At 68.5% G+C, this 19120-nt stretch carries 13 protein-coding genes and 3 pseudogenes; 9 read left to right on the forward strand and 7 right to left on the reverse strand.

The window, feature by feature from the left end:
- Both ABZT06_RS40925 and ABZT06_RS40930 read right to left on the reverse strand, forming a co-directional pair.
- The coding region (locus ABZT06_RS40925; RefSeq protein ID WP_355752861.1) for a helix-turn-helix domain-containing protein at positions 1-271 on the reverse strand (271 nt) is incomplete at its 3' end.
- Between the two features lie 630 nt (positions 272-901).
- Positions 902-1153: a hypothetical protein gene (locus ABZT06_RS40930; protein ID WP_355752863.1), complete on the reverse strand. Its 252-nt coding sequence runs from the start codon at positions 1151-1153 to the stop codon at positions 902-904.
- On the opposite strand from ABZT06_RS40930, the pseudogene ABZT06_RS40935 reads away from it, so the two are divergent.
- Positions 1146-1569, forward strand: a pseudogene (locus ABZT06_RS40935) (IS5 family transposase); the annotation flags it as partial. The gene ABZT06_RS40930 and the pseudogene ABZT06_RS40935 sit on opposite strands and share 8 nt — an antisense overlap.
- 72 nt (positions 1570-1641) lie before the next feature.
- Here the strand turns inward: ABZT06_RS40935 and ABZT06_RS40940 are convergent.
- Entirely contained in the window at positions 1642-2304 is a 663-nt protein-coding gene (locus ABZT06_RS40940) for a hypothetical protein (protein WP_355752958.1), read from the reverse strand.
- A gap of 373 nt (positions 2305-2677) precedes the next feature.
- On the opposite strand from ABZT06_RS40940, the pseudogene ABZT06_RS40945 reads away from it, so the two are divergent.
- The 7 genes and pseudogenes from ABZT06_RS40945 to ABZT06_RS40975 all read left to right on the forward strand — a co-directional run.
- Positions 2678-3212: pseudogene (locus ABZT06_RS40945) on the forward strand (transferase); the annotation flags it as partial.
- Positions 3213-3858: 646 nt separating this feature from the next.
- Entirely contained in the window at positions 3859-6096 is a 2238-nt protein-coding gene (locus ABZT06_RS40950) for an MMPL family transporter (protein WP_355752865.1), read from the forward strand.
- 132 nt (positions 6097-6228) lie between these two features.
- On the forward strand, positions 6229-7449 hold the full coding sequence (locus tag ABZT06_RS40955) for a histidine kinase (RefSeq protein WP_355752867.1): 1221 nt from the start codon (positions 6229-6231) through the stop codon (positions 7447-7449).
- Positions 7446-8123, forward strand: a complete 678-nt coding sequence (locus ABZT06_RS40960; RefSeq protein ID WP_355752869.1) for a response regulator transcription factor — start codon at positions 7446-7448, stop codon at positions 8121-8123. The genes ABZT06_RS40955 and ABZT06_RS40960 overlap by 4 nt, the downstream gene beginning before the upstream one ends.
- Positions 8124-8578: 455 nt before the next feature.
- On the forward strand, positions 8579-8932 hold the full coding sequence (locus ABZT06_RS40965) for a transposase (protein WP_355752871.1): 354 nt from the start codon (positions 8579-8581) through the stop codon (positions 8930-8932).
- Between the two features lie 90 nt (positions 8933-9022).
- Positions 9023-9994: a 3-carboxyethylcatechol 2,3-dioxygenase gene (mhpB, locus tag ABZT06_RS40970; RefSeq protein ID WP_355752873.1), complete on the forward strand. Its 972-nt coding sequence runs from the start codon at positions 9023-9025 to the stop codon at positions 9992-9994.
- Positions 9991-10989 carry a fumarylacetoacetate hydrolase family protein gene (locus tag ABZT06_RS40975; RefSeq protein WP_355752875.1) on the forward strand — a complete coding sequence of 333 codons (999 nt, stop codon included), beginning with the start codon at positions 9991-9993 and terminating at the stop codon, positions 10987-10989. The genes mhpB and ABZT06_RS40975 overlap by 4 nt, the downstream gene beginning before the upstream one ends.
- 264 nt (positions 10990-11253) lie before the next feature.
- On the opposite strand, the gene ABZT06_RS40980 is transcribed toward ABZT06_RS40975, so the two are convergent.
- The 3 genes and pseudogenes from ABZT06_RS40980 to ABZT06_RS40990 form a co-directional block, all read right to left on the reverse strand.
- The gene (locus ABZT06_RS40980; protein ID WP_355752877.1) at positions 11254-12453 is read right to left on the reverse strand and encodes a sensor histidine kinase; all 1200 of its coding nucleotides are present in this window, start codon (positions 12451-12453) and stop codon (positions 11254-11256) included.
- A gap of 93 nt (positions 12454-12546) precedes the next feature.
- A pseudogene (locus tag ABZT06_RS40985) lies at positions 12547-14800 on the reverse strand (MMPL family transporter).
- A gap of 239 nt (positions 14801-15039) precedes the next feature.
- Entirely contained in the window at positions 15040-16326 is a 1287-nt protein-coding gene (locus ABZT06_RS40990; RefSeq protein WP_355752879.1) for a metallophosphoesterase, read from the reverse strand.
- A 378-nt stretch (positions 16327-16704) separates the two neighbouring features.
- On the opposite strand from ABZT06_RS40990, the gene ABZT06_RS40995 reads away from it, so the two are divergent.
- Complete coding sequence (locus tag ABZT06_RS40995; RefSeq protein WP_355752881.1) at positions 16705-18222, forward strand: long-chain fatty acid--CoA ligase; 1518 nt, start codon at positions 16705-16707, stop codon at positions 18220-18222.
- Between the two features lie 118 nt (positions 18223-18340).
- Here ABZT06_RS40995 and ABZT06_RS41000 read toward each other — a convergent pair whose 3' ends face one another.
- Positions 18341-18997, reverse strand: a complete 657-nt coding sequence (locus ABZT06_RS41000) for a TetR/AcrR family transcriptional regulator (RefSeq protein ID WP_355752883.1) — start codon at positions 18995-18997, stop codon at positions 18341-18343.
- Positions 18998-19120: the final 123 nt, after the last annotated feature.

Here is a 19120-nt window from a genome sequence, read left to right on the forward strand (position 1 = left end):
CGGCCGGCCCCAGCGACAGTTCCTGTTCCAGTTCGGCGAACTGGCCATCGGACAGCTTGGGCAGTTTCGGCGGCCCGGTGGAGGCGAGGGCTGCCGTTCCGCCCTCCCGCCAGGCACGCCGCCAGCGTTCCACCGACCGCTCGCTCACCCGCAGATCCTTCGCGATCGGCGCGTTTCTCTCACCGCGCCCAAACCGCTCGCCCGCCTCGTACCGGATCCGTTCGCGTAACCGCCTCTCTGCGGTCAGTCCGCCACCCTGCGCGTACCGCATACCACCGGCCTACCGCAGGGATCACCACCCGTCACCACCCCCGACAACACCCCGATGAGATCAGTAGACGGGAGAAGGACCTGCGAAGTCCCCGAAGAAGGCGCCGAGGCTATCGCCGTGCAGGCATGCCGAGGAGTACGGGCCCACCTCCGGCCGGCGCATCAAACTGGCTGATCAGTCGCGGGCAGCACCATCCGTCTCAAGCAAGGCCGGGAAGCTAGCAGATACCGCTTCTGACCAGCGAATATACTCGCTTAGTTCAGTCAGGGGCACCATCCCTATCCGCGTGGCGTCTGCGACCGAGAACCATTCGATCCAGTTCCATCAGTACCACCTGGAGGACATGGGTTCTCTGGGGCAGCACCCGTAGCGCGAGGCAGACTCGTCCGGTCTTGCGCAGCTCAGCGTCTGTTGCGTGGACGCTAGCAGGTGCAACACGTCCAGGACCCTGCCTGGCCGCCCGTGTCTGCGGGCGGCCAGGCAGGGTCCTCGGTCGAACACGTCATGCCGTGTGCCCACCAGGATCGGCGGCGGCCGGGCTCTGGGAACGGTCCGGTGCGGGTACGGCCGGGGCGCCGTCGCCGTGTGCCGTGGCTGTCCGTGGCTGCGGTCGTACCAGGATCAGGACGATCAGTCCGCCGAGCGTCGCCGCCGTCGCAGACAGCAGGAATACCCGGTCCAGCCTGCCGCGAAGGCCTGGTGCACCAGGTGGCGTGCCGCGTCGCGGTGTGCGGGCGGTGCTGCCTGGATCAGGCGCTCAGCCTGGCCGCCGGCCAGCGCGGAGGCGGCCCTGTCGGCGTCCGGAATCGTGGCGGGGCTGGCCAGTACCGCGGCTGTCCGGCTGGTGAAGACCGCGCCGAAGACGGCGATGGCCAGCGTCATCCATCTGATCTGCGAACGCACCGGCCTGCCGATCTCTCTCGCGATCTCGGGCGCCAACCTGCACGACAGCCAGGCTTTGGAGCCCTTGGTTCGAGGTATCCCACCGATCCGCTCGCGCCGTGGGCCGCGTCGGAGTCGTCCGGCCAAACTGCACGGCGACAAGGGCTACGACTACGATCATCTGCGCCGCTGGCTGCGCGAGCGCGGCATCGTGCCACGGATCGCTCGCCGTGGCATCGAGTCCTCCCAACGCCTCGGGAGCCATCGCTGGGTCGTGGAACGCACGATGTCCTGGCTTGCCGGCTGCCGTCGCCTGCATCGGCGATATGAGCGCAAGGCCGAGCACTTCCCTGCCTTCGCGGGGTATTTCCGCGGCCCTCATCTGCCTCCGCCGCCTCGTTCGTGCGGACGCGTAGAACCGGTCAGCATCGTGATCGTTGGCTCGTCCGGCCAATTGGGTACTCAGGTCCGGCAATGCCAGCCAGCGGTCAGCCGCCGTGAAGACCCCACTCGTCAAGGCCACCGTAGACATGGGCTTCAAGGCATCCCGGCGCGTCCATGCCGACGGCCTCGCCCCGGTACAGGGCGATGAGCGAGTCCTTGCCCCGCCACCAGGTGTCGGTCAAGCCCCGCACTTCAGGTACCGGCTCGTGCCCTTCGAGGTCCAGGGAGTCGACGGCCTTACCAGTGATCCTCGTGATGGTTTTGGCCCAGCGTCTCGCATGGCAGGCCAGTGCCAACGACTCCACCCAGCCTTCGGTACTGGCATGCAGTGGTGCCCAGTGGTAGCCGTGAATCCCGAACTCGCCGCCAGGGCCGATCATGAATCCGTAGGCCATGGAATATCGGCAGTCCCCGGCCGGGATCCACCAGCCCTCAGTGGCTGAGCCCTCGGGAACGTCCGCGCCGAGGATGCGCGGGCCGCTCTCGTAAAACGGCGCCGGCGGCAGCGCGAGACCGCCCCAACAGGCCTCGAAAGCCACTGCGCGATCGATCTCCGCGGCCGGGACGCCATGCTCGATCCAAGCGTCACGGTGACGCTCGACGTCCTGCCGGGCAACACAGATGCCCTCCGACTCGACGAACGTCTTGGCCCTGCGGGTCAAACCGGCCGGCGCGACCGGGACGGGCGATACGGGAGTGGCGGCCATCATGGCCTTGGAGTCTACTGGCGAGGTCTGCGAGCGCCTTGCACAGAATCCCGCCCGCTCCGTTGTGGCCCAGGACTTGCACTCAGCCACCAACAAGCATGCTCAAGAGCCAACTTTCCTGACCACCCGTGCCCCCGGGAACTGCCATAAGAAACGACGTCTAAACACCGCAGCGCGCCGGCATCTACCTGGGCGACGCGCTGCAGCGCAACGGATTCGACGAGAAGGGCCGCCCGCTGCCGGCCCCGCTGGGGACCGCCGGTTCCGGCCCGGTGAAGAGTGCCGTACGCCGGTTCGCCGGGCGAGGGGCCAAGAAGCTGTACCGCATCGGATACCAGCGGGTCGCGCCCACGCTGCGCAGGTGGGGCGCCGTATGAACGCCACTGTTCTGGCCGTCGTTCCCGCGCGTGGGGTTCCAAGGGCGTGCCGGGCAAGAACACCGCGGACGTCGGCGGAGTGCTGCTCGTCGCCCGGGCCGTGCGGGCCTGCCGGGCCGCGCGCCTGGTCACCGACGTCGTCGTGTCGACCGACGACCCGTCGATCCCACGGGAGGCGCTCGCCGCGGGAGCCGGTGTCGTGGAGCGGCCGGACGACCTCTCCGACGACACCTCCTCCAGCGAGGACGCGCTACGGCACACCCTGGACACGTACGAGAAGGACCACCATGTCGCCGTCGACGCGTGTTGCTGCTCGTGCAGTGCACCAGCCCCTGTCTGACCGCCTCCGAGGTGGAGCGGGTGACGGCGGCGGTCGTGGAGGGCGGCGCCGACACCGCGCACACGGTCGGGGCGCTCCACGGGTTCGTGTGGCGCGAGGAGTCCGGACTGGCGTACGGCGCCAACCACGACAGTGCCTCGCGGCCGCGCCGTCAGGATCGTCCCGAGGACTTCCTGGAGACCGCCGCCGCTGTCCTCGCCGGCGGTCTCGGAGGCGTCCGCCGACTGACGTCCGAGCACCGTCGGCTCGCAGAAGTACCCCGGGCCGTCGATCCGCGACCCGCCGCACAGCACCTGCGCACCCCTGCCGCGGCGTCCGCGACGAGCTCGGCGACCTTGGTGCGTTGGGCCACGTCGGTGAGCGGGGCAGCTGGCTGTACTCGCGTTCGGTGACGAAGGCGGCGCGCCAGCCGAGCAGGTCATCTCCTGTTCGGCGAGGTCGGCATCGACCTGTTCGCCAGCCCCACGAAGATCATTGCCGACGGGCGGGCCGACCCGTTCGCCAGCCTCTTCGACCTGCAGGCCAAGCACGCGCCGCACTCGCCCCTCCTGATCACCGCCTCCGAACGTGCATCGGTCGCCGCCCTTGTCCACGTGATGTCCTCCTCACGGAGTACGTGAGCCTCGCCGGACGGGGCGCGATCTCCTTCAGCGACAGTAGCCACGATTGCGTGCTGAGCGACGATGCCGATGAGAGACCGCTCCACGAAGGATGGCGGCATACACCCCGCCTCCGCACAGGCGGTGGATTGCTTTCACGCTGCTCCGGTGGCCTGCCGTGCCCTTTGCGGCCTGCAACGTCGCCCACTGCCGAGATTCAGACTGGAGAGCCTCTCTCGTGGCCACGTTTCTCTATCGACTGGGCCGGGTGTCGTTCCGTAAACGGCACTGGTTCCTGTTGCTCTGGGCGGCGGTCCTTGCCGCCGCCGTCTTCGGAGCTGCCAAGGCTCCGGCCGCACCCGCAGACTCCTTCTCCATTCCTGGGACGCAGTCCCAGAAGGCGTTCGACCTCCTGGACGAGCGTTTCCCCAACAGCGGCAGCTCGGATGGGGCCACCGCCCGGCTCGTCTTTGTCGCCCCCGACGGGCAGAAGATCACCGCGGCCGACAACAAGGCCGCGATCGAGCACACGGTGAGCGAACTCACTGACGGCAGCCAGGTACAGAGCGTCCTCGACCCGTTCAAGACGCATGCCGTGAGCAAGAACGGCACCACCGCGTACGCCACCGTCAACTACTCGGAGTCGAACAGCGAACTCACCGACGCCACGACCTCCGCGCTCAAGGAGGCGGCGCAGGACGCCCGCGACGCCGGTCTGACCGTGGAGATCGGCGGCGACGCCCTGCAGTCGATGGACACGTCCTCCACCACCGAGGTGATCGGTGTCGCCGTTGCCGCGGTCGTTCTACTGATCACCTTCGGTTCTGTCGTGGCAGCGGGCCTGCCGCTGATCACCGCGCTGCTCGGCATCGGTACAGGCATCGCCATCATCACGGCGCTTGCCAGCACCGTTGGCTTCTCGTCGACGACCACCACGCTGGCGCTGATGCTCGGACTCGCCGTCGGCATTGACTACGCCCTGTTCATCCTTTCCCGGTACCGAGCCGAACGGGCGGAGGGGCGGGATCCGGAGGAGGCCGTCGGGCTGGCCATCGGCACGGCGGGTTCCGCCGTGGTGTTCGCCGGCCTCACTGTGATCATCGCGCTCGTGGGTTTGTCCGTCGCCGGTCTTGCGCTGCTCACCAAGATGGGTCTGGCCGCAGCGTTCACGGTCCTGATCGCGGTGCTGATCGCTCTGACGCTCCTGCCCGCGCTGCTCGGCTTCTTCCCGAAGGCCGTGCTGTCCCGGTCGGTGCGTAAGAAGGCGAAGAAGGGCGAGGCTTCCGCGCATGGGGCGGCGGAGAAGGAGAAGGAGGGCCCGGGTACCCGCTGGGCTCGCTTCGTGATCCGTCGGCCACTCGTTGTGCTCCTGTTCGGTGTCGTGGTGCTGGGTACCTGCGCGGTGCCCGCCCTCGATCTCCAACTGGGCAATCAGGGTGATGAGTCGAAGTCGACCTCGACCACCGAGCGCCGGGCCTACGACGATCTGTCCGACGGCTTCGGTCCCGGCTTCAACGGTCCGCTGACCATCGTTGTGGATGCCCAGGGGGCCGACGATCCCAAGGGTGCGGCCAAGACCATCGCCGCCGACCTCAAGGCGACGGACGGCGTCGTCAGCGTGACGCCTCCGACGTTCAACAAGGCGGGCGACACCGCCGTGCTCACCGTCACCCCCTCGACCGCTCCCAGTAGCACAGAGACCAAGGATCTCGTCCACAACATTCGGGACGAGGCCGACGGCATCAAGACCCAAACCGGCGCGGAGATGCTGGTCAGCGGCACCACCGCCGTGAACATCGACTTGGCCGACAAGGTCACCGGTGCGATCCTGCCCTACCTCGCGCTGGTCGTCGGTCTGGCCTTCCTGCTCCTGATGGTGGTCTTCCGCTCGATCCTCGTTCCGCTGAAGGCGGCGCTCGGGTTCCTGCTGTCGGTGTGCGCGGCATTCGGCGTGATCGTGGCGGTCTTCCAGTGGGGCTGGCTGGCCGATCTGCTCGGGATCGAGTCGGTCGGACCGATCTCCAGCATAATTCCGATCTTCATGATTGGTGTGGTCTTCGGGTTGGCCATGGACTATGAGGTCTTCCTCGTCACGCGCATGCGCGAGGCGTATGTCCACGGAGAGCGGCCCGGACAGGCGGTCGTCACCGGGTTCCGGCACAGCGGCAAGGTCGTCGTGGCCGCCGCCGTGATCATGATGTCGGTCTTCGCCGGGTTCATCGGGCAGGGTGAATCGTTGATCAAGATGATGGGGCTCGGCCTCGCCTCGGCCGTCTTCTTCGACGCGTTCCTGGTGCGCATGACCATCGTCCCGGCCCTGCTGGCGCTCCTCGGGGACAAGGCATGGTGGCTGCCGCGCTGGCTGCAGAAGGTCCTGCCGAACGTGGACGTCGAGGGCGAGAAGCTGAACCGGGCCCTCAAGTCCGTACCGGACCCCGGGACCGATGGGGCCGAGCACGAACCGAGCCGCGTCTGATCGACTGGTTTAGTACGGAGCGGTAGGCCGCCTTCGAGCAGAGCGCGGCCTACCGCTCCGCTTCGGGGACGCGGTCGGCGACGGGCATGCTGGTGAGCAGGGACAAAAAGGGACGCGGTGGAGAGACGCATCATGATCAGTGACTGGCGGAGCACCTTCCGCCGCCACCCACGTGTGACGGTCGCCGCCCTGGCCGTGGCCACCTTCGTCCTGGAGATCATCGGGAGCGCCGTATCCCCCGAGCGCCCCACACATCTGCACGTGCCCGGCACGATCGCGGTGGTGATCAGTGCCGTGGGAGCGGCGTCCCTGCTCCTGCACCGTGACTGGCCGCGGCTGACGACGGGGCTCACCACGGGGTGCGCGCTGGCTCTGGTACTCACTGGAGTCCAGCTCAACCCACTCGTCCAGGCCCCCTGTCTGGCGGCGCTGTTTCTCCTCGCGCTCCGCACCGATCGACGTACGGCGCGGATCGGGGCAGGCGCGGCCTTGGCGATCTTGCTAGCGGCTTCTCTGGTGCACGACCTCACAATCCCCTGGGGAGCCTTCGTCATCGGGCTGATCTCGTCGACGCTGCTGCCCGCGGCTGTAGGAGACGCGGTGCGCAGCAATACCGAGTACCTTGCCGCCGCCGAGGCCCGGGCTGAACTCGCCGAGCACACACGGGAGGAGGAGGCGCTACGGCGTGTGAGCGAGGAACGCATCCGGATGGCCCGGGAGCTTCACGACGTGGTCGCCCATCACATTGCGCTCGCCGCCACTCAGGCCCGTACGGTCACCTACCTCATGCGCCACCACCCGGAGCGCGCGCCGGAAATGATGGAGAACCTGTGCGACTCCACGGACGAGGCGCTACGAGAACTCCGAGCGACCGTCAGCCTCTTGCGCCAGCGAGGTGACACCGACTCGCCACGAGAACCGGCGCCTGGACTAGCCCAGCTTCCGGACCTGCTGCGAACCTTCGAGCGCGCGGGCCTGCGTGTTGAGGTCACCACGAAGGGTGCAGCGCAGCCCTTGTCGCCCGGTGTGGATCTGACCGCCTACCGCATCATCCAGGAAGCGCTGACCAACGTCACCAAGCACGCCGGCACCGCCGGCGCCAGGGTGCATCTGGCGTACGCCCGAAGCTGGGTGACGATCACCGTCGTCGACGACGGCCGCCCCGGCCTCCCGGCATTTCCTCCCGGTCGCGTCTCAGGCTACGGGCTGATCGGGATGCGCGAACGCGCACAGTCCGTCGGTGGCCGGCTGCAGGCCGGGCCCAGGAAGGAGGGCGGCTTCACCGTCACGTTCGAACTGCCGATGCACAAGACGGCACAACACCCGAACTCCGAGGAGGCACCGCAGCAGTGACCATTCGCGTACTGCTCGCCGACGACCAGGCACTCATCGTCGGCACGTTCCGCATGCTGATCGATCTGCAAGAGGACTTCGACGTCGTAGGGGTCGCGGCGAACGGCAGAGAGGCCGTCGAACTGGCTCGCGCCACCAGCCCTGATGTCGTTGTGATGGACATCCGCATGCCGGTGCTGGACGGGTTGGCGGCGACGGCCGAGATCTGTTCGGACGAGGCACTGCGCACCACGAAGATCCTCGTGCTGACCACATTCGAGACCGACGAGTACGTCGCCGAGGCCATCCGCGCCGGGGCGTCCGGGTTCCTCGGTAAGGGCATCGGACCGGAGGAACTCCTCGCGGGCATCAGGACGGTGGCCGGCGGGGACGCACTCCTGTCACCTGCTGCCACTCGGGCGCTGATCTCCGGCTTCCTCGCCGCGCCCGAATCCGCGGGAGCCACCGTTCGTGGCGCTGATGCGCTTCCCGAACTCACCACGCGCGAACGGGAGGTGGTCGCTGAGGTGGCGGGTGGCCTGTCAACCGACGAAATCGCTCAGAAGCTCTACGTAAGCCCCCTGACCGTCCGCAGTCACGTCCAGCGCGCCATTGCGAAGCTCGACGTACGAGACCGGGCCCAGCTCGTGGTCCGGGCTTACCAGTCCGGTCTGGTGCAGGCCGCGCGTGAGTAGAGCCGGGACCAACGGTCCTTCCGCTGGAGTCACTCGCCAGGGTGTGAGCGCTCGGCCATGAATGGTGGACGACGGCTTGTGCACGCTGGTCGCTCGGCTGCCGCCTCCCTGGTGAGAGAAGTCGCCAGGGCCCGCGTCTGGTGGCCGACCGGCCATGCCATCGAGGCATGCGGTACGTCCTTCACAACAGCTTAAGTGCGCTGTGGCAAACCGGATCTCGTTCGAGGTGTCCGGCGCGGGTGATCATCTGGACGGAGGTTCGGGTGCGGCCGCGGGCATGAGAGAACGGGCCCCTTGGCCCCTTGGTAGTGACGCGGTAAGGAAGCCCGTTGTCTGATCAGTTGAGCAGTATCTCTGCGCCTGCGTCCACCGCGGTCACCCCTGGGTGTGACTGCCACGTGCACCGGTTCGGTTCGATCAGGCCGGGATGGCGGGCAGGCTGCTATCCCAGTGACATGACGGATGCGGAGTGGGCCGAGGTCTGCGCCGCGATGCCGGTGCCGGCGTGGCTCCTCAGGCTGGGCGGGCGTCCGGAGGAGTTTTGCCACCGCGAGATGCTTGACGCGGTGCGCTACCTGGTCGACAACGGCGTGAAGTGGGTGGCCCTGCCGGTCGATTTCCCGTACTGGCGGGTGGTCTACGACTTCTTCCGCCGCCGGCGGTCCTACGACTATGTGCGTGAGCTGTACGAACGCCTGCGCCGTTCGGCGAGGGAGCGCGCAGGCCGTAACGCCGAGCCCAGTGGCGGGATCATCGACAGTCAGCCGGTGGACGCCTCCGAGACCGTCGGACCCAGCCCCTGCCGGTGACCGAACTCCCTCTCCGGCTCACGGGGTTGACGAAGTCCGATGACGACTTGTCGCGGCGATCGCGAAAGCCGAAGAACGTGGGGTGGCGGCATGACCCTCCACCTGGTCTGCGCGTCCCATTCGCCTCTGGCAGGCTTTCCTGCCGCCGAAACCGACCAGGTTCTTGCTGCGGATGCGGCCATGGCGGCCCGAGCCGCGGCGATCCGGGAGTTCGACCCCGAACTGGTCATCCAGTTCGGACCCGATCACTACGCCGCGCGTCACCTGGACTGCATGCCGTGCTTCTGTATCGGGCGATCCGCGACGGCACTCGACGACGTGGGCGGAACCCCCGGACGGCTCAATGTCCCCGCCGATCTCGCGGCTGACCTGCTCGGGTTCGTGCGCGAGGACGGGATCGACGCTGCCTGGTCCCATGAAATGGAGGTCGACCACGGATTCTCGCAGGGACTGCAGCGCCTGTGCGCCGGCGTCGCCACGTACCCGGTCATTCCCGTTTTCATCGACTGCATCGCTCCGCCTTTCGTCCCGTTCCGCCGGTCACGGTTCCTCGGCGAGGCGGTCGGCCGGTGGGCCGCACAGCGAGACGAGCGAATTCTCGTGATCGGAACCGGTGGCCTCACCCACAACCCCGACATCTTCTTCCCGCCCGTCGACGTGGCCCCCGAGGCTGTCCGGCCCTACCTGATCCACGGCACGCGTCAGGAAGAGCTGTCACGGGACGAGTGGCTCAAGAACAGCGACGAGGCGCACCGCGCGATAGCACCCTTCCTCGCCGACGACTCGATCACCGACGAGTCCCTGCACATCCACGAGGACTGGGACCGGGAGTTTCTCCAGCTGCTCGCCTGCGGCGAACTGGAAGCAGTCGACGCGTGGCGGCCCGACGACATCATGCGGCGCCTCGGCATCGGCACCCTCGAAGTGCACATGTGGATCGCGGCCTGTGCTGCCGCTCGCGCTGCGGGCTGCCCACCACCGGTCATCGACCACTACGCGCCCACCAAGGAACTCGGCATCGGGTTCGGAGTTCTGCACCCCAGTTCGAAGGAATGTAGATGAAGCTCGCAACAGTTCAGATCGGCGGGCGAGAGCTCGTCGTGTTCGAGGGGCCCGACGGCCGGCTCATCGACCTCGCGCAGTCATGGACCGCCGCAGGAGTCGAGGGGGAGGCCCCGGCGACACTCCTGGAACTCGTGGAGCGGGGCCCCGGCGGTCTGGCCGGTGCCCGTACGGCCGCGCTCGCCTCTGGGCCAGGGGTCTCCTCGTGGACACCGGAGGAGGTGCGATGGCTCCCGCCGATCCGACGACCTTCGAAGATCGTCGGCGTTGCCATCAATAACTCGCTCATGGCCGCGGCGGCCTACCGCTACTTCGACGAGCCCGCGTTCTTCCTCAAAGCCCCTTCGTCCATGATCGGGCACGGCGAGGCCGTCGAGGTCGAAGTCGACTACGGGCTCACGCACCCTGAGCCCGACCTCGCCTGCGTCATCGCCACACGCTCGAAGGGGCTGAGCGAGGACGAGGCACTCGACGCGGTGTTCGGGTACTCGATCATCAACGACATCACCTCACCAGGCCTCAAGGACCGCGACAGCCTTCATCTGAAGATTCCGGCGGGTATCCCGGGCGCGGAGTCGGTGTCGGAATGGCGCGAACTGCGCGATGAAGAGGACCGGGACATCTTCCTCACCTACCACGCGCGCTCCAAGGGAGCCGACACCTTCGGACCCATGGGCCCCTGGGTCACCACATCGGACGAGGTCGACGATCCCAACAACCTCGACGTACGGGCATGGTTCGGCAATGACCTCGCCACAGTGGACTCCACCGGTGCGCTGAGCTTCACCGTGCAGCGAGTGCTGTCCCATCTGACCCGGACGATGACCCTGGAGCCGGGCGACATCGTGCATTTCGGCACTGCGGCCCGCCCCGCGAAGTACTCCCTGCGCGAAATGGACATCACCCGCCTGGACGGAGACCTCACCGTCGAGATCGAGGGCCTCGGCACACTTCGCAACCCGGTCATCCGCACAGAGAGCCCGACAGACGGCTGAGTAGAAAGTGCGGTTCGGATCCGAGGTCGTGCAGTACGCAGTCGGCCTGTCCGGCGGCATGGGCGCGGGCCCGGGTCGCGACGCGTATCCGCCGTAGCGGAGTGGGTTGAAGAGGGGCGGACGTCCGCACCCGGCCGGGGCCGCACCGTGGACCGCGGGCCCGGACGTGGAGCTGGTGGGCAAGGGCGAGTGCCACGGCTTACCTGCCGTGGGAGGCCTCGCCGATGACCTCCATGTCGTCGCACATGTCGTCACACATGTCGATCAGGGGGTTCTGCATTCTCCGTGGCCAAGATGTAGCGGCAGCGCGGTGGTGACCTCGAAGCCGCCTGCGTCGCGGGGGCCGGCCCGCAGTTCGCCGCCCACGGAACGGGCCCGTTCCCGCATACCCATGAGGCCGAAGCCGCGAGCTGAGCCGGATCCGAAGGTGACCGGGACGGGTGCGGCTTCCTCGTTCGTGACCGTGATGAGCAGGCGGGCGTGCGCGTAGCCGAGCCGTATGTGCGCGGCTTTTGACTGCGCGTGCTTGGTGACGTTGGTGAGCGCTTCCTGCACGATCCGGAACGCGGTCAGGTCCACGCCCGGTGAGAGCGGCCGTGGCTCCCCCTCGGTGGTGACGGTGACCTTGATTCCGGCGGACTCACATGCGGCGATCAGTTCGGGCAGCTGGTCGAGTCCGGGGGCCGGTTCCAGAGGAGCGGAGTCGGGCTCCTCGTCCTGGCGCAGGACTCCGACCGTCGCCCTGAGTTCGCGCAGTGCCGATCTGGTGGTGCCGGTCAGCTCGGCGAGGACCTTCTGTGACTGCTCTGGCCGGGTGGCGGCGAAGCGTGCGGCTGTACGGGCCTGCAGGTCGGCCAGGATCATGTGGTGGGCGACGACATCGTGGAGATCGCGGGCGATGCGCATGCGCTCCTCCATGACACGGTGGCGCGCTTCCTCCTCGCGGGTGCGCTCGGCGTGTTCGGCACGGGCGTGCACAGCCGCCAGACAGGCGTCCTGGAGCCGGGCGGTGTGTCCCCAGGCGAGCGGCAGCAGCAGCCAGAGCAGGGGGCCGGCCACCTGGAGATCCTTAGGGTCGGTGAGCACGGACGCGCAGATCAGTGCCGCCACGGTCGTGAAGCCGTAGGCGTGGGTGGTCCTGTCGTCGGTGCGTGCGGCCAGCCGGTACAGGCCGGCCATGACGGGCCCCAGGAGCAGGGGGCTGAGGTCGTATCCCAGCACGAGGGTGACCGCGGTGCTGGCCGCGGTCACGACGAGGGCGGCACGCGGATGCCGACGGCTCGCCAGCAGAGCCAGACAGGAGAGGGCGGCGAGAGCGTGGACGGGCCGCGCGGCGGTCGGCGGTGAACCGTCCCGGGTGGTGAGCGAGTCGCCGAGTACGACGCCCACCCACAAGGCGAGAGCCGTCAGCATGTCGATGATTTGGCGGCGGCGCTCCGTGCCGCGCGTCAGGCTGGTGATCATCGGCTTTCCTGTGAGTGGGGCATGCCGTTCCCATCGGGTGGCGGGAGTCGCCCGTGGGATGCGCCACGGGCGGCTCGGTAAGGGCCGGGTGGATCAGACGCGGACCTCGGCGGGACTGTCGGCAGCGTTGCCGTCCGTGGCCTGGCCCTCCGAGTCCGCGTCGATGTCGTCGGCCCCCCGGTGGGTGAGCGCCTCGCCTTCGATGTCGACGTGGGGCAGCAACCGGTCCAGCCAGCCCGGCAGCCACCAAGCCCGGTCACCCAACAGGGCGAGAACGGCGGGCACGATCGCCATGCGAACCACGAAGGCGTCGAAGAGGACGGCGACGGCCAGGCCGAACCCGATCATCTTGATCATGGAGTCGGTCTCGGTGACGAAGCTGGCGAAGACCGTGATCATGATCAACGCGGCGGCGACCACGACCCGGGCGCTGTGGCGGAAGCCTGTGGTGACCGCCTGGGCGGGCGTCTCGCCGTGGACGTACGCCTCGCGCATCCGGGAGACGAGGAAGACCTCGTAGTCCATGGCGAGGCCGAAGACGATGCCCACCAGGAAGATCGGCATCAGGCTCATGATCGGCCCGGTCTGCTCGACGCCCAGCAGGTCGGCGCCGTAGCCCTCCTGGAAGACCAGGACGACCGAGCCAAGGGCCGCCAATACCGACAGCAGGAAGCCGAGAGCCGCCTTGATGGGGACGAGCACGGACCGGAAGACCACCAGCAGCAGCAGGAAGGCCAGGCCGATCACGACCGCGAGATAGGGGAGCAGGGCCGCCTGGACCGCATCGGCGATGTCGATGTTCACCGCGGTGGTGCCGGTGACCTGGAAGGTGGCCCCGGCCTTCGACTCGATTCCCGGGCGCTCGGCCCGGATGGCCTTCACCAGGTCCTTGGTCTTCTCGGCCGTCGGAGCGGTCGAGGGCACGGCTTTGAAGACCGCGGTGTCACCGCCGTCGTTGAACTGGGCGGGGGAGATGTTCACGATCCCCTTCGTGGCGGCGATCTCCTGGGAGATCGTCCGCGCCGCGCCCTTCGGGTCGGAGGCGCACTTGGCGTCCACGACAATGGTCAGCGGTCCGTTGAAGCCCGGCCCGAAGCCCTCGGCCAGTGCGTCATAGGCCCGGCGCTCGGAGGTGGCGGTGGACTTGGCCTCGTCGCCGGGCATGCCCAGCTGGAGGTTCGCCATCGGCACCGCGATCGCGCCTAGGGCCGCCACACCGAGCAGCAGCACGGGGACGGGGCGGCGCAGCACGAACCTCGACCAGCGAGTGCCCCCGTTGTCCTCGGTGCTCTCCTTGATTCCTCCGCCGTTGCGTACGGTCTTGCGGGCGGCTCGCGAGAGCGCGGCGTTCGGCCAGAAGCCGAACAACGCGGGGACCAGCGTCAGAGCGACCAGTACGGCGACGACGACCGCACCGGCGGCGGCCAGCCCCATCTTGGTGAGCATCGGAATGCCCACCACCGACAGCCCCACCAGCGCGATAACGACGGTGAGTCCGGCGAAGACGACCGCCGAGCCGGCGGTGCCGACCGACCGCCCGTCCGGCCGCCTCCTGCGGAGCACGGCCCTTCGCACGCTCCTCGCGGTAGCGGGAGACGATGAACAGGGCGTAGTCGATACCGACCGCGAGGCCCAGCATGGTGGCCAGCGTGCTGGCAGTGTCGGACAGTCCGAAGAAGTCGGCCACCGCCGTGACCGAGGCCAGGCTCACGACGACGCCGATGAGCGCGGTCAGCAGCGGCAGTCCGGCGGCGGCCATCGAGCCGAAGGCGATCAGCAGCACGAGCGCGGCGATCGATATACCGATCAACTCGGACGTGCCGCCCGGCCCACCGCCGCTGTCCAGCGCCTCGCCGCCGGCCTCGACCGTCAGGCCCGCCTCCCGGGCCTGGTCGACGGCCTCCTGCAGATCGTCCTTGCTGGCGTCGGTGACATCGACGACCTTGACCTTGTACGTCACGGTCGCATACGCCGTCGAGCCGTCCTTACTGACCGCCTCTGACGTGAAGGGGTCAGCGACCCTGTCGACCTGGGGACCGTCGGCCAGCTGCGCCACCGCTTTCTCGACGGCCGCGCTGTTGTCGGACGCGGTCACCTTCTGTCCGTCCGGGGCGACGAAGACGACCTGGGCGCTCGCGCTGTCGACGGTGGTCCCGGGGAAGCGTTCCTGCGCCAGGTCGTACGCCTGCTGGGCCTCGATGCCCGGCATGGAGAACCTCTCGTCCGAGGTTCCCTTGGCCTGGGAGGCGGCGAAGACGACGCCGGCCATCGTGGCCAGCCACATCAGGGCGACGTACCAGCGCCGCCGGAAGGCCAGACGGCCCAGTCTGTACAGGAAAGTCGCCACGAGGGGTCTCCACATCTGCTTTCGGGCCCCCGACGTTCTCGGGAGCGGGTCTGTCGTCGTCATGCTCTGGAGGGAAATCTCAGTACTGATGAAGCAGTACAAAGGTGTCGGCGTGCGAGAAGCAGCCACGGGACTACGCCGTCAGGGCGGTTGCTGTGGACGCCTGCCTGGCCGGGCACGGGCCCTCCCGGGCCGGGCTGCCGCGGACGGGCCCCGACGCGGGACTCGGCTCACACCGCTCAGGCGCTCCGGGAGGCGAGTTCCACGACCGTGATGTCGGAGGGCGCGCCCACCCGGACCGGCGGGCCCCAGGCGCCGGCGCCCCTCGTGACGTACAGCTGCGTGTTCTCGTAGTGGTCGAGTCCGGACACCGTGGGATTGCTGAGGCCCGCGAGGAGGTTGCCGGGCCACATCTGGCCGCCGTGGGTATGTCCGGAGAGCTGCAGATCGACGTCGTACCGGACGGCCTCATGGATGACGATCGGCTGGTGCGCGAGCAGGACCGAGGCGCGCGTGCGGTCCCGGTCGCCGAGGGCCCGTGCGAAGTCGGGCCCGTCACCCTCCTCCTCGCCCGAGACGTCGTTCACGCCGGCGAGGTCGAAGTGGGGCAGTTCCGTTCGGTCGTTCTCCAGCGGGTGCAGGCCAAGGTCCCGTACGTGCCGGACCCACGGCTCGGCGCCCGAGTAGTACTCGTGGTTCCCGGTCACGAAGAACGCGCCGTGCCGCGCCCTGAGTTGCGCCAGCGGCGCCACGGACGGGCCGAGGTCCTCGACGCTGCCGTCGATCAGGTCGCCGACCACGGCGATGAGGTCGGGCTGGGTCGAGTTGATGGTGTCCACGACTTTCCGGGCGAAGCCGCGGCCCAGTATCGGACCGAGGTGGATGTCGCTGACGACGGCGATCCGGAAGCCGTGCGCGGCCCTGGGCAGTTTGGCCAGCGGGACGGTGACCCGCTTGACTCCGGGCCCGCGCAGCACTCCGTAGGTGCCGTGACCGACGGTCCCGACGGCGGTGGCCGCTGCGGCTCCGGCGATGGTCCGGGAGACGAAGAGACGACGGGAAAGGTCAGCTGGTGAACCGTGGTCCGAGGCTCCGCTCGGGATGACGGTCCCCGCCTTGGCCTCGGGCTCGCCCCCGTCCTGTCCGGCACCTGTCCCCGTCCGTGCAGACAGGGGTAGGTGTACGACGGTTGTTTCCTTCCGCACGCGTCCCTTTGCGCCTGTCACGACCCTGTGCAGTACGGGGCGCACCAACTCCCCTGCGAGTAGCGCCAGGGTGAGGTAGAGCGACAGTGCCAGCCACAGATAACCGGGCCAGGCCAGGATCTGCTGGAGCCGGAACGGGGCGCCTGACCGCTCGGCCGCGAAGGCCACTGCACCGAGCAGCGGCCCCAGGACCAGTAGGACCGCGCCCGCCCGGCGAGCCCGGCCCGGCCCCCGCGTCGTATCGCTGAAAAGCCGCTTCCAGGCGAACCAGTGCAACGCGCAGAACGCGGCGATCGCCGCCAGCTCGTACACGTCCTCCATCAGGACCTCTCTCTGGGTTTCGCTGCCAAGACGGCGGCCGCACGTCGGGTTCGCCTGGGTTGGATGCGCCGGTCATCTGCTGCCGGCGAACTTCGGGGCGGGTGGGGATTGATACCGGACCCTTGTAATGGATACAGTGTTGCCGTTATTTCTGTGATGTCAAGCGGACCTTGGCTGCACGGGTGGCGACGCGATGCCACCAGAGCGCTTGGAGCGGAGACGCCACCGACCTGGGGTGTGCCGCGCCACGGAGAGATCCAGAAAGCCTGGGGGCTGCCGACCGGCCACCCCCTGACGCACACGCCCGGCGTGCAGACGCGCGAGGGCGAAACGCGATGTAGGAGTGTGTATGTCGTACCAGTGGATGGTGGCCGCGTTGTGAACGAATACAACCTCGCCGAGCTCCTGGAGGGCTCCGCCGCACGGTATCCGGACCGCACCGCGATCGTTTTCGGCGACAGGCGGCTGTCCTACGGGCAGGTGGACGCCGCGGCCTGCCAGGTGGCGAACCTGCTGGCGTCACGGGGCATCCGCCCGGGCGACACGGTCGCGCTGTCGATGCCGAACCTGCCGTACTTCACGATCGCCTATTACGGCATCCTGAAGGCGGGCGCGACGGTGGTGCCGTTGAACGTGCTGCTGAAGGCGCGCGAAGTGGCCTACCACCTGCGGGATTCCGACGCCCGGGCGTACGTCGCCTTCGAGGGCACCGCCGACCTGCCCATCGGCGACACCGCGCGGGCCGCGACCGAGGGGACCGAGGTCGCCCTGTACGTCGTCGATCCCGCACGGGAACTGCCCTGGGCCGAACAGCCACCCGCATTCGACACGGTGGCCACGGACGAGGACGACACGGCCGTCATCCTGTACACCTCCGGCACCACCGGCGTACCCAAGGGCGCGGAACTGCGGCACCGGAACATGCGGGACAACGCACTCATCGACGAGATGCTGTTCGATGCGTCGTCGGATCGTCCGGACACCTATCTGTGCGCGCTGCCCCTGTTCCACTCCTACGGCCAGACGGTGTTCCAGAACGCAGCCCTCGCCTTCGGCGGCACCCTCGTGATGCTGCCGCGCTTCGAGCCCCGCGCGGCACTGCGCCTCATGGCCGAGGAGGGGGTAACGCTCTTCGGCGGCGTCCCCACCATGTACTGGGCCCTGCTCGGCGCGCTGGACGAGTCCGTCGACGTCGCCGCCCTCGCCCGCAACCTCCGGGTCGCCATCGCCGGTGGTTCAGCCCTCCCCGGCGAGGTGCACCGGGAGTTCCAGGAGCGGTTCGGCGTGACGATCCTCGAGGGCTACGGGCTGTCGGAGACCTCTCCGGTGGCCTCGTTCTCGGTCTTCGGCCAGGCGCCGCGTGTCGGGTCCATCGGGGTGCCTATACCGGGTGTGGAGATGAAGCTGGTCAACGACGACTGGTCCGACGTGAAAGACGACGCGGACGCGATCGGCGAGATCGCGATCAAGGGCCACAACGTGATGAAGGGCTACTACAAGCGGCCCGAGGCGACGGCCGAAGTCCTACGCGACGGCTGGTTCCGCACCGGTGACCTGGCCCGGAAGGATGCCGACGGCTTCTACTACATCGTCGACCGGGCCAAGGACATGATCATCCGTGGCGGTTTCAACGTCTACCCGCGCGAGATCGAGGAGCTCTTCATGGAGCACCCGGCCGTATCCCTGATCGCCGTGATCGGGGTCCCCCACGAGTCGCACGGTGAGGAGATCAAGGCCGTGATCGTCGCCAAGGCCGGTGCCACCGCCACCGAAGGCGAACTCATCGCCTGGGGAAAGGAACGGCTCGCCGCCTACAAGTACCCGCGCATCGTCGAGTTCGCCGACGCGCTCCCGCTGACCGCGACCGGCAAGATCCTCAAGCGCGAGATCGGATGACATGGCGGAGCCCGCCTCTCCGACTGTGAGGGCGGGCACAGCGTCCAGTCCCCGGAGCGGCGGTCGAAGACCCTGGGTCGGTCTCGGTAACCCCGGTTGCCGCGCATCGTTCTGACGGTCAGTTGTCGTCGCGCAGCCGACTGAGCCCGTCGAGGAGGAGTTCCAGACCGAAACGGAACTCCTCCTCCAGCGGCACCGGAAGCCAGTCGGCCACCGCCGCGGTCGCGGGATACAGCGAGGGGTCCGCGGCCCGGAAGGCGGCGGACGCCTGAGCGTCGCTGCCCGGCTCGTCCGCGCCGTGATGCCCCCGGATCTGGATCGCGAAGCCGAGCACATAGCGGGACAGGGTGGCGTAGGCGTGCGCCGCCACCCGCGGCGGGAAGCCGTCGGCGAGCAGGGCGGCGATGCAGCGCTCCCGCACAGTCATCGCGTTCGGGCCGACGGGGATCCCCTCGACGAGCAGGGGCGCCACGTTCTCGTGCCGGCTCACGGCGTCGAACATGGCCTGCGCCATCGTGCGGCACGCGTCCCGCCAGCCCATGGCGGCGAGCTCGTCGTCCCTGATCTCGATCCCGCCGAACATGCGGTCCACGACGTGGGCCACCAGAGCCGCCCGGCTGTCGAAGTGCCGGTAGAGCGTGGCCGTGCCGGAGCCCAGGCGCTGAGCGAGTGTCCGCATCGACAGGGCGTCGGCACCCTCCTCGTCGAGGATCTGCATCGCCGCGGCGACGATCCGCTCGAGCGGAATGGGCGGACGGCCGGGGGTGCGCCGCACCGGCGGCCCGTCTCCTCGCATCTGATCTCGTGATGTTGGCACGCAGAAAGTATGCCCGCTTGACACGGGCCAGATATCGGAAACACTGTAACCGTTATAGATGTCTGGCCTGCATCCCGATCC

It is taken from the genome of Streptomyces sp. NPDC005483, assembly GCF_040606035.1.
Taxonomy (GTDB): domain Bacteria; phylum Actinomycetota; class Actinomycetes; order Streptomycetales; family Streptomycetaceae; genus Streptomyces.

Excerpts from the sequence above, each read along its gene's own strand:
- ABZT06_RS40980 (WP_355752877.1), bottom strand. The coding sequence starts at position 12,453 with ATGATCACCAGCCTGACGCGCGGCACGGAGCGCCGCCGCCAAATCATC.
- ABZT06_RS40955 (WP_355752867.1), top strand. The coding sequence starts at position 6,229 with ATGATCAGTGACTGGCGGAGCACCTTCCGCCGCCACCCACGTGTGACG.
- ABZT06_RS40975 (WP_355752875.1), top strand. The coding sequence starts at position 9,991 with ATGAAGCTCGCAACAGTTCAGATCGGCGGGCGAGAGCTCGTCGTGTTC.
- mhpB (WP_355752873.1), top strand. The coding sequence starts at position 9,023 with ATGACCCTCCACCTGGTCTGCGCGTCCCATTCGCCTCTGGCAGGCTTT.
- ABZT06_RS40990 (WP_355752879.1), bottom strand. The coding sequence starts at position 16,326 with ATGGAGGACGTGTACGAGCTGGCGGCGATCGCCGCGTTCTGCGCGTTG.
- ABZT06_RS40940 (WP_355752958.1), bottom strand. The coding sequence starts at position 2,304 with ATGGCCGCCACTCCCGTATCGCCCGTCCCGGTCGCGCCGGCCGGTTTG.
- ABZT06_RS40965 (WP_355752871.1), top strand. The coding sequence starts at position 8,579 with ATGACGGATGCGGAGTGGGCCGAGGTCTGCGCCGCGATGCCGGTGCCG.
- ABZT06_RS40930 (WP_355752863.1), bottom strand. The coding sequence starts at position 1,153 with ATGACGCTGGCCATCGCCGTCTTCGGCGCGGTCTTCACCAGCCGGACA.